Source organism: Nocardia sp. CA-151230, from assembly GCF_050942175.1.
Lineage (GTDB): Bacteria > Actinomycetota > Actinomycetes > Mycobacteriales > Mycobacteriaceae > Nocardia.
This window is the reverse complement of record NZ_CP192061.1, coordinates 6342952-6356581: the sequence shown is the minus strand read 5'-3', so window position 1 is coordinate 6356581 and position 13630 is coordinate 6342952. Positions and strand designations below refer to the sequence as shown.

The following is a 13630-nucleotide window of genomic DNA, read 5'->3' as shown; positions in this document are numbered from 1 at the left end:
CAGCGGCGAACGTCGCACGGCCGCACCGGTGTCGGGCAAGTCGGGTGCGGCCATCGCCCGTACCCGGGCCGGCCGGCAGGCCCGCATCATCGCCATCCTCTCCCAGCACGAGGTGCGCAGCCAGTCGGAACTGGCCGTGCTGCTCTCGTCCGAGGGCATCGAGACCACCCAGGCGACACTGTCCCGCGACCTCGACGAACTGGGCGCGGTCAAGCTGCGCGCGGCCGACGGCGGCGCGGGCGTGTACGTGGTCCCCGAGGACGGCAGCCCCGTCCGCGGCGTCACCGGCGGCACCGAACGACTCTCGAAACTGCTCGGCGACCTGTTGGTCTCCACCGATGCCAGCGGCAATATCGCAGTCCTGCGCACTCCGCCGGGCGCCGCGCACTTCCTGGCCAGCGCCCTCGACCGCGCCGCGCTGCCCGAGGTGGTCGGCACCATCGCGGGCGACGACACCATCGCGGTCATCGCCCGCGAGCCCATGACCGGCGCGGAACTGGCTGCCAAGATCGAACAGCTGGCCTGAATCGGACTGTGCCGCAGGATAATTGCGGTAGCGGGGTGCGAGTGCGGGCGTACGCTCGGTAGATAGGACATCCCCGAGCAAGGAACGCACATGTGCGAAGGCTATGGACTGATCGGATCCTTCGAAGCCGGGACGCGGGAGCGGCCTCATGTTCCCGAGGTGGTCCGGCCCAGCCTGCGCCGGACCGACGACGGGTTCTGGGTGGTCATGGCCCGCAAGGTGGCCCGGCACATCGACGGGGATCGGTTCATTCCGGCAACCGGCGGGGCGCCCTACCCGCGCGACGCGATCGCCGAATGCCGGCGCGGCCGGAGTCACGCAGTGCCGGACGAGGACTGCAGCTGCGGTTTCCACGCCGTATCCGAAGCCGCGCCGGAACCCTACGGCGGCCGCTTCACCGTCCTCGAGGTCGCGCTCTCCGGGCGGATCCTGGCCTCGCACTGGATTCGCGGCGGCCTGCTCTTCCGCGCCGAACGCCAGACGGTGATCACCTGGTCGGATATCACTGTGCCGCAACCGGTCCGGCTACCGGACCTACCTCCGCGGCCGCCCACCCCACCCCTGGAGCCCGGCGGCCGCACCGCCCGCCTGCGACCGCCCGACCCGCGTGGCCTGGATCGCGCCGGCCTGCGCCTGCCGGTGCGTGAGCCCCAGGTCGTGCGGCTCGCCGACGATGCGGGCTACTGCGTGCTCGACGCTCAACGGCGACGGGCTCGCGGACAGAGAAATCGGTGGCGGCATCGAGAGGACGCCGCCACCAACGGGATGCTGATGCCGATCGAGATCAGTTGAACGGGTACTGGCCGGGCGGAACCGTGCCGCCCTGGCCGTTTGCGCCGGAGTAGATGAGATCCTGCACGAGCTGGAGTGCCGCTCCTCCGATGGACAGGATGTCGCGGCCGAGGGTGCCTACGTTCTGAGCGAGTGTCGAGAGCATGGCGGAATCCTTCGGTTGACCCGGAAGTGTCGACTTCCAGCGTGGCACAGCGGCGTACGCCGTGATCGTGAATCGCATCGAAGGGTGGGTTTCGGACATTTGCCGGATTCGGTGCCGACCCGTCGCCCTGAGGGGCGACCGGTTCCTCTCACTCCGGCTTGTGCGCGACCGCGAACACGCGACGGAAGGGCAACCAGGTGACACCGTCCGGCTGCTGCGGATAGGCCGATCGCAGCAGTGGCGCGAGCTCGGCCCGGAAGTCCTGCCACGCGGCATCGTCGAGTGCGTCGCGGACCGGCCGCAGTGCCGTTCCGGTGACCCATTCCAGCACCGGGTCGTTCCCGGTCAGGGGCTGCAGATAGGTGGTTTCCCAGGTGTCCACCCGGCATCCGGCCGCGGTCAGCACCCCGGCGTATCCGGCGGGATCGGGCACCGCCTGCCGATCCAGAATCCCCGCCGCCCCCAGTCGCTCCCGCCACCGCGGCGACGACGCGAGCTCCCGGATCGCGAGATGTGAAGGCGCATCGAAGTTCCCGGGCACCTGAATCGCCAGCCAGGCGCCGTCGGGCAGGGCTGCTACCCAATCCGGCAGCAGCGCAAGATGATCCGGCACCCACTGCAGCACCGCATTGGTCACCACCACGTCGGTGTCCGGTGCGGGCCGCCAGTCGCGGACATCGGCGACAGTTGCATCGATGCCGTGTTCCCTTGCCGCGGCGACCATTTCGGGCGAGGAGTCGAATGCCTCGAGTGCCGCCTCCGGCCACCTGGTCGCGAGTGCCGCGGTGAGATTCCCCGGGCCGCAGCCGACATCGGCCACCCGCCGCGGTTTGTTCGCGCCGACCCGCCCGACCAGGTCGAAGAACGGCCGCGCGCGCAGGTCGTCGAAGGCGAGGTACTTGTCCGGATCCCACATGGGCCCCTCCGCATGAACGTCGAATTTCCCAAACCGTACGTTCGTACTGTATTCGTCTCCGGGTTCCGGTGCAAGGATGTGACGGTCACCGGCGGTCGGATCCGTGCAGGCGAGGACCCCGGTTATGAATGGGATTGCATCGTCATGCATAATCATTTGCAGGACGACGGAGCGCGCCAGAGGGACCGGGACGGGACCGCGGGGCAGCACACCGGTCGAGGGCCTATACGAACAATCGAGGAGCACACGGACTATGACCAAGCGCGTCGTACTCGCCTACTCCGGCGGGCTGGACACATCGGTCGCCATCAGCTGGATCGGTAAGGAGACCGGCGCGGAGGTCGTCGCCGTCGCCATCGACCTCGGCCAGGGTGGCGAGGACATGAACGACGTGCGCCAGCGCGCGCTGGACTGCGGCGCCGTGGAGTCCATCGTCGTGGACGCCCGCGACGAGTTCGCCAACGAGTACTGCCTGCCGACCATCCAGGCCAACGCCCTCTACATGGGCCGCTACCCGCTGGTCTCGGCCATCTCCCGGCCGCTGATCGTCAAGCACCTGGTCGAGGCCGCCGAGTACCACGGCGCCGACACCGTCTCTCACGGCTGCACCGGCAAGGGCAACGACCAGGTCCGCTTCGAGGTCGGCATCGGCGCGCTCGCGCCCGACCTGAAGGTCATCGCCCCGGTCCGCGACTACGCCTGGACCCGTGAGAAGGCCATCGAGTTCGCCGGCGAGAACAAGCTGCCGATCAACGTGTCCAAGAAGTCGCCGTTCTCCATCGACCAGAACCTGTGGGGCCGCGCGGTCGAGACCGGCTTCCTCGAGGATCTGTGGAACGCCCCGACCAAGGACGTCTACGACTACACCGTCGACCCGACCGTCAACTTCGAGGCGCCCGACGAGCTCATCGTCACCTTCGACAAGGGTGTGCCGGTCGCCATCGACGGCCGCCCGGTCACCATGCTCGAGGCCATCACCGAGCTGAACAAGCGGGCCGGCCGCCAGGGTGTGGGCCGCCTCGACATGGTCGAGGACCGGCTCGTCGGCATCAAGAGCCGCGAGATCTACGAGGCCCCCGGCGCCATCGCGCTGATCACCGCGCACCAGGAGATGGAAGCGGTCACCATCGAGCGCGAGCTGGGCCGCTACAAGCGGCAGGTCGAGCAGCGCTGGGGCGAGCTGGTGTACGACGGCCTGTGGTACTCGCCGCTGAAGCGCGCGCTGGATGCCTTCGTCGCCGAGACCCAGCAGCACGTGTCCGGTGATGTCCGGATGGTCCTGCACGGCGGCAGCGTCGTGGTCAACGGCCGTCGCTCCGACGAGTCGCTCTACGACTTCAACCTCGCCACCTACGACGAGGGCGACACCTTCGACCAGTCGCTGGCCAAGGGCTTCGTCCAGATCCACGGCCTGTCCTCCAAGGTCGCGGCGCGGCGGGATCTCAACAGCAAGTAGTAGCCTGCGACCGGAGCTGATTTCATTCAAGCGCCGGCCGAAGGAGACGCGCCCATGCGAACCGATGACGACAGTTGGGACATCACGGAGAGCGTGGGCGCGACCGCCATCGGCGTGGCGGCCATTCGCGCCTACGAGACCAGTCGCGAGGACGCCCTGTTCCACGATCCGTACGCGGCGAAGCTGGTGGCCGCGGTCGGGTCCGAGGGCTGGAACGCCATGATGTCCGGGGCGTTGAGCCGCCGGAGCATCAGCGACGGCGACTACCAGGCCTGGTCGATGGGCAATGTCCTGGTGGCCCGCACCGTCTACTTCGACGAGTATTTCGCCGCGGCCGTGCGGGCCGGGATCCGGCAGATCGTGATTCTGGCCGCCGGGCTGGACGCGCGGGCGTACCGGCTCGAATGGCCGTCGGACACCCGGATTTTCGAGCTCGATCAGCCGAAGGTGCTGGCGTTCAAGGCCCGGGCGCTCGCCGATGGCGAGCCGGCGGCCGATCGCCGTGAGGTGCCGGTCGATCTGCGGCAGGACTGGCCGAAAGCACTGCTGGACAAGGGTTTCGAACCGGATCAGCCGACCGCCTGGCTGGCCGAGGGGCTGCTGCGCTACCTGCCCGGTCACGCCCAGACCCAGCTGCTCGAGCATGTGGTGGAGCTCAGCGCGCCGGGCAGCCGGATGGCGATCAACCTCGGCACCGGGTCCGGTGATCCGGCCGACGAGTTCCGGGAGCGGCGCCGCAAGGTGATGGCGGATGCCGGGCTGAAGCTCGACCTGGAAGATCTGTTCTACCCGTGGGAGGGCCGCGAGGACCCCCGCAGCTGGTTCGCCATGCACCGCTGGCTGGTCACCGAGGGCGACCCGGTCGCCCTGCTCGAGGACCGCGGCCGGGCCGTTCCCGAGGCGGTCCGGGCCGGTATGACCCAACACATTCTGATGACCGCGACGAAACCGCGAGGAGACGACACGCTATGACCCAGGGCGGCAGCACCAATGAAGGCGCGCTGTGGGGTGGACGCTTCGCGTCCGGCCCGGCCGCGGCGATGGCGGCGCTGAGCAAGTCGACCCACTTCGACTGGGCGCTCGCGCCGTACGACATTCGCGCCTCCAAGGCTCACGCGCGTGTGCTGCACAAGGCCGGGCTGCTGTCGGAGACCGATCTGGCGGGCATGCTCGCGGGCCTGGATCAGCTTGCGGCGGACGTGGAATCGGGCGCTTTCGGGCCCCTCGAATCCGATGAGGACGTGCACGGCGCGCTGGAGCGCGGGCTGATCGACCGGGTCGGTACCGAGCTGGGTGGCCGGCTGCGTGCGGGCCGCTCCCGCAACGACCAGGTGGCCACGCTGTTCCGCATGTGGCTGCGGGATGCCGTGCGGCGCATCGCCTCCGGCGTGCTGGACGTGGTGGACGCCCTGGTCGAGCAGGCCGCCGCGCACCCGGACGCGGTCATGCCGGGCAAGACGCACCTGCAGGCTGCCCAGCCGGTGCTGCTGGCCCACCACCTGCTCGCGCACGCCCATCCGCTGCTGCGCGACATCGACCGGATCCGCGACTTCGACAAGCGGGCCGCGGTGTCGCCGTACGGTTCCGGCGCGCTGGCGGGCTCCTCGCTGGGCCTGGATCCGGAAGCCATTGCCGCCGAACTGAATTTCGACTCCTCCGCCGCGAACTCGATCGACGCCACCTCCTCGCGCGACTTCGCCGCCGAGGCCGCGTTCGTGCTGGCCATGATCGCCGTCGACCTGAGCCGCATGGCCGAAGAGGTGATCATCTGGAGCACACCGGAATTCGGCTACATCACCCTGGCCGACGCCTGGTCCACCGGCTCCTCGATCATGCCGCAGAAGAAGAACCCGGACGTCTCCGAACTCACCCGCGGCAAGGCGGGCCGCCTGATCGGCAATGTCACCGGCCTGCTCGCGACCCTGAAGGCTCAGCCGCTGGCCTACAACCGTGACCTGCAGGAGGACAAGGAGCCGGTCTTCGACTCGGTCGCCCAGCTCGAGCTGCTGCTGCCCGCCATCGCGGGCCTGGTCTCCACCCTGACCTTCCACACCGACCGCATGGCCGAGCTTGCCCCCGCGGGCTTCACCCTCGCCACCGATATCGCCGAATGGCTTGTCCGTCAGGGTGTTCCGTTCCGCGTCGCGCACGAGGCGGCGGGCGGTTGCGTCCGCGCCGCCGAGTCCCGCGGCGTCGGCCTGGACGAGCTCACCGACGCCGAGTTCGCCGCCGTCGACCCGGCCCTGACCCCCGGTGTCCGGGAGGTCCTCACCGTCGCAGGCTCCATCGCCTCCCGCAATGCCCGCGGCGGCACGGCCGGCACCCAGGTCGCCAAGCAGCTCGAAGAGGTGCGCGGCACCGCCGCCACCCAGCGCGCCTGGCTCAGCTGATACTCGAAACGATAACGGCCCGTTGGATTTCCGACCTGGAAACCCAACGGGCCGCGTTCGTCATCCGCGTCGATAATTCATGTGCTTAGCGGCGGGCACCGCGGCACGACCGGCGTCGTGCACCTTGCCGTTCGCGGTGGTCTGCTGCTTCTTGTCACCCTTCCCGCGCCGTTCGCGCCGCGACAACGGGCGTTCGGCGGGGTCCTCGGCAGGGATTTCGGGCAGCGGAAAGCGCTCGGGCATGAGTCCTCCTACGGGTATGCGTGACCGACGGACCGGGTTCGATCGCCGGTCGGAATCGGGAATGCCACAGGCACGGTCAATTCGGCAGACCGCCGGGCGTCACGAACGAATCGTGCTCAGGAGAACAGCTGCAGCCACATGCGGAGCACTGTAACCACAGGCGGACACCCGCCGCACCTCATTTGATTCAGGGCCGGGGCGCGGCGGGTGTCGGAGGGGGGAACGTCAGCTCAGGGCCTGCTTCAGGGGGTCGGTGATGCGGGATTCGGTTTCGGGGGTCATGGCCTGCAGTGCGTAGTTGACGGGCCACAGGTCGCCGTCGTCGAGGTTGGCGATGTCGTTGAAGCCGAGGGTGGCGTAGCGGGTCTTGAACTTGGCGGCGGTCTGGAAGAAGCAGACGATCTTGCCGTCGCGCATGTAGGAGGGCATGCCGTACCAGGTTTTGCAGGTGAGTTCGGGGGCGACGGATTTGATGAGGGCGTGGAGGCGTTCGGCGATTTCGCGGTCGGTGCCGGTCATTTCGGCGATCTTGGCCAGGACGTCCTGTTCGCCGTCGGCCTTGGCGGAGCGGGAGCTGCGGCGGGCGGCGGTCTTCAGTTCCGCGGCATGGGCTTTCATGGCGGCGCGCTCTTCGGCGCTGAAGCCGACGGTGGTCTTCTTGGCGGTGGTCTTCTTGATGGTGGTTTCGGTGGCCATGGCTGGATTCCTTTGCGGGAGTGGGGGAGAGGCTGGGTTGGGGGAGCGGTCAGCGGTCCTGGATGAGGCCCAGGACATTGCCGTCGGCATCGGTGAGGGTGGCGACCAGGCGGCCGCCGCCCATCTCGCGTGCGGGTTGCTGGACGGTCGCGCCGGCGGCGGTGAGCTCGGCGACCTTGGCCTCGATATCGCCGACGTGCCAGTAGGAGACGGGGGCGGCCGGGCTCTGCGGGCCGCCCGCGGGGACCAGGCCGATGTGCTGGCCCTCGGACTCGAAACCGATGTAGTAGGGGGAGTCGGTCTGGGGCTCGATGCCCAGCAGCGCGGCGTAGACGGTCTTGGCGGCGGCGAGGTCGGAGACGGGGTGCAGCACGGTCCTGATGCCCAGCGTGGTCATGATTTCTCCTGGTGAGTGCGGGTCCGAGACGACCCTGTCGCCCGGTTGGTTCCTGCGAACCCGGTGTGCATTCAGCTTCGCCCCCGGGGCCCCTCGGTCGCATCCGTGGTGACCACGGAATCCACCAGCAGGTGACCGCGGTCGGACCCGGCGGTGTGGGCAAGACCCGGCTCGCCCTGACAGTGGTGGCGGACGTGGCCGCCGACTTCGCCGACGGGGTGTGGTTCGTCGACCTGGTGCCGATCAGCAGCCCGGATATGTGTGTGGTCGCAGGCACCGCAGCCATGACGCTCGGCATCGGTGAGCAGCCCGGCCGCGGCTTCGACCGCGCCGTGCTGGCCGCGCTCGCCGATCGGAACGCGCTACTGGTGCTGGACAATTGCGAACATGTGCGGGACGGCGTCGCCCCCTTCGTGGAGCAGTTGCTGGCCGCGTGCCCGGGAATGAGCGTGCTGGCCACCAGCCGCGCCCGGCTGATGGTGCCGTTCGAGCGCGTGTACACGGTCCCGCCGATGTCGCTTGCCGGAGAAGGCGATTCGGATGCCGTCGCCCTGTTCATGGATCGCGCGGCGGCGGGCGGCTGGGCTGCGCCGGAAGTGGTATCGCGTGTGGAGCGGGCGGTCGAGCTCGTGCGCGGCACGCGCGACCTGTTCGCCGAGTCCGCTGCGCTCGACACCCTCGCCGCTGCCCAGAGTCGCGCCGGGGATCTGCGTGCCGCTGCGGCCACCGCGCGGCGGCAGATCCGGCAGCTCCAACGCTTCGGCAAAAACCGCCTGGTAGCCATCGGCATCCGTGGCCGGGGTGCCGAGTTGCTGGAGTACGCCGGCAGTTTCATCGGCTGCCCGAAGCGGGGTGACAGCCGGTTATTGTGCGGCTATGACCTTGTTTTTGCTGGCGTTGGCGATTGTGTGTGAGGTGACGGCGACTGTTTCGCTGAAGATCTCGGAGGGGTTCAGCAAGCTGGTGCCGTCGATCATCGTGGTGATCGGGTACGGGGCGGCGTTCTTTTTTCTGTCGCAGGCGTTGAAGCGGGGGATGGCCATTGGGGTGGCTTACGGGATCTGGTCGGCGGTGGGAGTGGTCGCGGTGGCGACGATCGGGGCGTTGTTCTTGGATGAGGGGATCACGCCGGTGCAGATCGGGGGGATCGTGCTGGTGATCGCGGGGGTGCTGGCGCTGGAACTCGGTGGGGCGCACTGACTGTCAGCCGATTCTGCGCACGAACGAATGGGCAGCCCGGCGTCCATCTGGTCAATCCTGTACGCGCACCTGGTATCCGGCGTCGGCGAGGGCGGTGAGCATCTCGTCGCGGTGGGCGGGACCGCGGGTTTCGAGGGTCAGCAGCACCTCGACCTCGTCGATGGCGAGCCAGGCGCCGGTGCGGGAGTGGACCACGTCCAGGACGCTGGCGCCGGTGCGGCCGAGCTCGGCGAGCAGGCGGGACAGGCTGCCGGGACGGTCGGAGATGGTGACGCGGGCGGCGAGGTAGCGGCCGGCGGCGCTGAGGCCGTGGCCGATCACGCGGGTCAGCAGCAGCGGGTCGATATTGCCGCCGGAGAGGATGGCGCACACCGGGCCCTCCAGCGCGAGTTCGGCTGGACTGCAGGCCATCAGCGCCGCGACGGCCGCCGCGCCCGCGGGCTCGACGATCAGCTTGGCCCGCTCCATGCACAGCAGCAGCGCCCTGGACAATGCGTCCTCGTCGACGGTGACGATGGTGGGCGCGCTGGCCACGATGTGCTCGAACGGTACCTCACCGGGCCGGCCCACCGCGATGCCGTCGGCCATGGTGGACATCTGTTCCAGCGCCACCGGTTTCCCGGCCGCGAGCGAGGCGGGCCAGGCGGCCGCCTCGGCGGCCTGCACGCCGATCACCCGGACCTGCGGCTTCCGTCGCTGTACCGCGGCGGCCACGCCGGCGAGCAGGCCGCCGCCGCCCGTCGGCACCAGCACCGTGCCGACATCCGGCAGCTGGTCGAGGATTTCGAGCCCGACCGTCGCCTGCCCGGCCACGATATCGATGTGATCGAACGGGTGCACCAGCGTCGCTCCAGTGCGTGCCGCGAAATCCATTGCGGTGGCGAGTGATTGGTCGATGGTTTCGCCCACCTGATGCACCGTCGCGCCATAGGCCCTGGTCGCCACCAGTTTCGGCAGCGCCGCGCCCACCGGCATGAATACCGTGGATTCGATCCCGAGCGAGGTCGCCGCCCACGCCACCCCTTGCGCGTGATTGCCCGCGCTGGCCGCCACCACCCCGTGCGCCCGCTCGGCCTCGGACAAATTGGCGATCCGGTTGTAGGCACCGCGCGGCTTGAACGATCCGGTGCGCTGCAGGTTCTCGCATTTCAGCCAGACCTCGTGTCCGATGCGTTCCGACAGCACCCGCGAGGCCACCACGGGGGTCCGCCGGATGACCGGTGTCAGCAGGGTCGCCGCCGCTTCGATCCGCGCCATGAGCTCCATGCCGGCCATGGTGCCAGGGATTCACCCCTCTGTGACAGGTGCGGGCGTGCGGCTCGCCGCCGCCGGAATGTGAAGCGGGTCCGTCCGGGGCGATCGCAAAAGATATATGGATCACGCAATAACCCGGAAACCGAAAAGCAATCCACGAGGAACGGCTCGTTCCTACCTTGAGCCAACGACCAACGGCTCTCGGATCGGAAAACCCCATGACCGATATCGTCTCTCCCGCATCGGCGGGCGCGGAATCCACCGCGGCGACACCTGCTCCAGCCTACGACCCCAGGCTCACCAATGACGATCTCGCCCCGCTGAAAAAACAGACCTGGGGCTCGTACCACATCTTCGCCTTCTGGATGTCGGATGTGCACAGCGTCGGCGGATACGTCACGGCGGGAAGCCTTTTCGCCCTCGGCCTGGCCGGCTGGCAGGTGCTGGCCGCCCTGCTCATCGGCATCACGATCGTATATTTCCTGTGCAATCTGGTGGCCGCGCCCAGCCAGCGGGCGGGCGTGCCGTATCCGGTCATGTGCCGCAGCGCCTTCGGTGTGAAGGGTGCGAACATCCCGGCCATCATCCGCGGTCTGATCGCGGTGGCCTGGTACGGGATTCAGACCTACCTGGCCTCGGCGGCGCTGATCGTGGTGGCGGTCAAGCTCTTCCCGAGCCTGGCGCCGTACGCGAAGTCCGGCGACTACGGCTTCCTCGGCCTGTCGCTGCTGGGCTGGTGCGCCTACCTGGTGCTGTGGCTGGTGCAGGCGGCCGTGTTCTGGCAGGGCATGGAGTCCATCCGCAAGTTCATCGACTTCTGCGGTCCCGCCGTGTATGTCGTCATGTTCTTCCTGTGCGGCTACCTGATCTACAAGGCCGGCTGGAGCGCCATCGATCTGCAACTGGGCGCGGTGAAGTACCACGGCTGGGACGCGCTGCCCGTGGTCCTGGGCGCGATCGCGCTGGTGGTGTCCTACTTCTGTGGCCCGATGCTGAACTTCGGTGACTTCTCCCGCTACAGCAAGTCCATGGCGGCGGTGAAGCGCGGCAACCTGCTCGGCCTGCCGGTCAACTTCCTGGCGTTCTCGCTGCTGGTGGTGATCACCGCGTCGCTGACCATCCCGGTGTACGGCGAGCTCATCACCGATCCGGTCGAGACCGTCTCGCGCATCGACTCCACCTTCGCCATCGTGCTGGGCGCGCTGACCTTCACCATCGCCACGGTCGGCATCAATATCGTCGCCAACTTCATCTCCCCGGCCTTCGACTTCTCGCACGTGAGCCCGCAGAAGATCAGCTGGCGCATGGGCGGGATGATCGCCGCGGTCGGGTCGGTGCTGATCACGCCGTGGAACCTCTACAACAACCCGGACGTCATCCACTACACACTCGAGGTGCTGGGCGCGTTCATCGGCCCGCTGTTCGGGGTGCTCATCGCCGACTACTACCTGGTGCGCAAGCGGACCATCGTGGTGGACGAGCTGTTCACCATGGCCGAGAGCGGAAAGTACTGGTACCGCAACGGGTTCAATCCGGTCGCGGTGATCGCCACCGTGATCGGCGCCATCGCGGCGGTGTTCCCGGTGCTGGCCAAGGACGTCTACGGCATGCACACCGCGGCCCAGTACAGCTGGTTCATCGGATGCGGTCTGGCGCTGGTCATCTACTACGCGCTGGCCACGCGCAGCAAGCTCATGGTCGAAGCCTGAGGGGATGTCCCTGGCAGCGGTGCCGGCTGCTGCCAGGGATTTGCTGGAACATTAATAGGCGCACCCATGAAAGTGTGTCCCGTGTTACATAATCCGCATGGGGTCGCGTATTAAAGCGCACAGTTCGAAAACCTGCTTTTCTCAATCGGAATTAGTACCGTTGGGCTCATGCAGCTCTCCCGGTTCACCGATCTCGGCTTACGGTCGCTCATGCGTCTCGCGGTCAGCAGTGGAGCCGAGGAAAGAGTCACCGTCAAACTCATTGCGCGACAGGTGAATGCTTCCGAAAACTACGTTGCGAAGGCTATCTCCCGGCTGGCCGAACTGGGCTACGTCGAGTCCCAGCGCGGACGCACCGGCGGGATCTTCCTGACCGAGGCCGGCAAAAAAACGACCATTGGCACTATTGTTCGCCAACTCGAATGTGATAGCGAAGTCATCGAGTGCGGCGGTGACAATCCGTGCCCATTGTCGAATGCGTGCCGTTTGCGAGGCGTTCTCGCCACCGCGCAGAACGCCTTCTATGCCGAACTGGATCGGTACCTCCTGTCCGATCTGGTGGATCAGCGCACCGTGGAGCTGCTGTATATGCCGGTATTCCCGGTGGCTTCACTCATCGATACCTAGGAGACCTCATGAGGTTCGCGCCGGATTCCACGCTGAACAATCTCCCCGAGCTGGAACCCGAGCATGCCGAGGTGATCAGCGCGACCCTGCCCCTGGTGGCCGCGCACATCGACCAAATCACCCCGCTGTTCTACTCCAAGATGTTCACCGCCCACCCGGACCTGCTGCGCGACCGCTTCAATCGCGGCAACCAGCACCAGGGCGCGCAGCAGAAGGCGCTCGCCGCCTCCATCGCCGTCTTCGCCACCCACCTCGTCGACCCGGCCCTGCCGCATCCGCGGGAACTGCTGGCCCGCATCGGCCACAAGCACGCCTCGCTGGGCGTCACCGAGCCCGAATACCGCATCGTCCACGAGCATCTGTTCGCCGCCATCGTGGAGGTGCTGGGCGCGGACGTCGTGACCGCGGAGATCGCCGCGGCCTGGGATCGCGTGTACTGGCTGATGGCAACCACTCTCATCGATTTCGAGCGGGAGCTCTACGACGCCGCGGGGGTCGTGGCCGGTGACGTGTTCCGTCAGACCCGGGTGGTACAGCGCATCGACGATCCGTCCGGGGTGGCCACCTTCGTGGTGGAGTCGGCCGACCCGTCCGAGCCGCTGCCGGGATTCGTGCCGGGACAGTACATCTCGGTCGGCGCTCAGCTGCCCGACGGCGCCCGCCAGCTGCGGCAGTACAGCCTGATCAACCGCGGTGGCGACGGCCGGCTCGCCTTCACCGTGCGCCGGGTGCCCGCCGACGCGGACATTCCGGCCGGTGAGGTCTCGAACTGGCTGCACGATACCGTCGGCGCGGGCGACACCCTCGAAATCACGCTGCCGTTCGGCGATCTCACCATCGACACCGGGGCCACCACGCCGGTCGTGCTCATCTCCGCGGGCATCGGCGTCACCCCGATGGTGGGCATCCTGGAATACCTGGCGGCCGAAACCCCCACGCGCCGAACGGTCATCCTGCACGCCGACCGCTCCACCACCGCGCACCCCCTGCGCGAGACGGTCGACGAGCTCGCCCACCGGCTCGCCGACGTGTACTCTCGCGCCTGGTACGAGGCGGACGGCCACGGGCTGCTGGACGTGACCAGCGTCGATCTGCCGGAGGACGCGGACTACTACCTGTGCGGTGGCACCGGCTTCCTGCAGTATGTCCGCGCCCAGCTCATGTCCGCCGGAATCCCCTCGGACCGAGTGCATTTCGAGCTCTTCGCGCCGAACGACTGGCTGCTCGACGCCGATCAGGAGCCCGCCCTCGCCTGACCGCGGGCGGTAATCGACCCTTG

General features: G+C 68.1%; 16 protein-coding genes. 10 read left to right on the top strand and 6 right to left on the bottom strand.

The annotated features are described in order from the left end of the window. Positions 1 to 28 precede the first annotated feature (28 nt). Complete coding sequence (locus ACQP1O_RS29975; protein ID WP_433567843.1) at positions 29 to 526, top strand: arginine repressor; 498 nt, start codon at positions 29 to 31, stop codon at positions 524 to 526. Between the two features lie 90 nt (positions 527 to 616). Then, entirely contained in the window at positions 617 to 1318 is a 702-nt protein-coding gene (locus tag ACQP1O_RS29970) for a hypothetical protein (RefSeq protein WP_433561775.1), read from the top strand. Here the strand turns inward: ACQP1O_RS29970 and ACQP1O_RS29965 are convergent. Next, complete coding sequence (locus ACQP1O_RS29965; protein WP_433561774.1) at positions 1311 to 1463, bottom strand: hypothetical protein; 153 nt, start codon at positions 1461 to 1463, stop codon at positions 1311 to 1313. The genes ACQP1O_RS29970 and ACQP1O_RS29965 overlap by 8 nt on opposite strands. Before the next feature lie 148 nt (positions 1464 to 1611). Beyond that, complete coding sequence (locus tag ACQP1O_RS29960; RefSeq protein ID WP_433561773.1) at positions 1612 to 2379, bottom strand: trans-aconitate 2-methyltransferase; 768 nt, start codon at positions 2377 to 2379, stop codon at positions 1612 to 1614. A 253-nt stretch (positions 2380 to 2632) separates the two neighbouring features. On the opposite strand from ACQP1O_RS29960, the gene ACQP1O_RS29955 reads away from it, so the two are divergent. From ACQP1O_RS29955 to argH, 3 genes are read left to right on the top strand one after another with little or no spacing between them, the layout of a single operon-like run. Then, entirely contained in the window at positions 2633 to 3835 is a 1203-nt protein-coding gene (locus ACQP1O_RS29955) for an argininosuccinate synthase (protein WP_354848500.1), read from the top strand. Positions 3836 to 3889: 54 nt separating this feature from the next. After that, positions 3890 to 4807, top strand: coding sequence for an SAM-dependent methyltransferase (locus tag ACQP1O_RS29950; protein WP_433561772.1), 918 nt, complete (start codon positions 3890 to 3892; stop codon positions 4805 to 4807). Continuing rightward, positions 4804 to 6225, top strand: coding sequence for an argininosuccinate lyase (gene argH, locus ACQP1O_RS29945; protein WP_433561771.1), 1422 nt, complete (start codon positions 4804 to 4806; stop codon positions 6223 to 6225). Before ACQP1O_RS29950 ends, argH begins: the two co-directional genes overlap by 4 nt. Before the next feature lie 60 nt (positions 6226 to 6285). Here argH and ACQP1O_RS29940 read toward each other — a convergent pair whose 3' ends face one another. The 3 genes from ACQP1O_RS29940 to ACQP1O_RS29930 form a co-directional block, all read right to left on the bottom strand. Then, on the bottom strand, positions 6286 to 6468 hold the full coding sequence (locus tag ACQP1O_RS29940; RefSeq protein WP_354848491.1) for a hypothetical protein: 183 nt from the start codon (positions 6466 to 6468) through the stop codon (positions 6286 to 6288). Between the two features lie 225 nt (positions 6469 to 6693). Then, positions 6694 to 7164 (bottom strand): iron chaperone, encoded by a 471-nt coding sequence (locus tag ACQP1O_RS29935; RefSeq protein ID WP_433561770.1) that lies wholly within the window; start codon positions 7162 to 7164, stop codon positions 6694 to 6696. A gap of 49 nt (positions 7165 to 7213) precedes the next feature. Next, on the bottom strand, positions 7214 to 7561 hold the full coding sequence (locus tag ACQP1O_RS29930; RefSeq protein WP_433561769.1) for a VOC family protein: 348 nt from the start codon (positions 7559 to 7561) through the stop codon (positions 7214 to 7216). A gap of 131 nt (positions 7562 to 7692) precedes the next feature. On the opposite strand from ACQP1O_RS29930, the gene ACQP1O_RS29925 reads away from it, so the two are divergent. Beyond that, the gene (locus ACQP1O_RS29925; protein WP_433561768.1) at positions 7693 to 8475 is read left to right on the top strand and encodes a hypothetical protein; all 783 of its coding nucleotides are present in this window, start codon (positions 7693 to 7695) and stop codon (positions 8473 to 8475) included. Next, positions 8438 to 8761 (top strand): DMT family transporter, encoded by a 324-nt coding sequence (locus ACQP1O_RS29920; protein ID WP_433561767.1) that lies wholly within the window; start codon positions 8438 to 8440, stop codon positions 8759 to 8761. The genes ACQP1O_RS29925 and ACQP1O_RS29920 overlap by 38 nt, the downstream gene beginning before the upstream one ends. Positions 8762 to 8812: 51 nt before the next feature. On the opposite strand, the gene ilvA is transcribed toward ACQP1O_RS29920, so the two are convergent. Further along, on the bottom strand, positions 8813 to 10036 hold the full coding sequence (gene ilvA / locus ACQP1O_RS29915; protein WP_433561766.1) for a threonine ammonia-lyase: 1224 nt from the start codon (positions 10034 to 10036) through the stop codon (positions 8813 to 8815). A 197-nt stretch (positions 10037 to 10233) separates the two neighbouring features. Between ilvA and ACQP1O_RS29910 the strand changes: the two genes are divergently transcribed. From ACQP1O_RS29910 to ACQP1O_RS29900, 3 genes are all read left to right on the top strand, one after another. Next, positions 10234 to 11724, top strand: a complete 1491-nt coding sequence (locus tag ACQP1O_RS29910; protein ID WP_433561765.1) for an NCS1 family nucleobase:cation symporter-1 — start codon at positions 10234 to 10236, stop codon at positions 11722 to 11724. Positions 11725 to 11892: 168 nt separating this feature from the next. Next, positions 11893 to 12351 carry an RrF2 family transcriptional regulator gene (locus tag ACQP1O_RS29905; RefSeq protein ID WP_433561764.1) on the top strand — a complete coding sequence of 153 codons (459 nt, stop codon included), beginning with the start codon at positions 11893 to 11895 and terminating at the stop codon, positions 12349 to 12351. Positions 12352 to 12359: 8 nt separating this feature from the next. Then, a complete protein-coding gene (locus tag ACQP1O_RS29900; protein WP_433561763.1) occupies positions 12360 to 13607 on the top strand; it encodes a globin domain-containing protein in 1248 nt (415 codons plus the stop codon). The last annotated feature ends 23 nt before the right edge of the window (positions 13608 to 13630 follow it).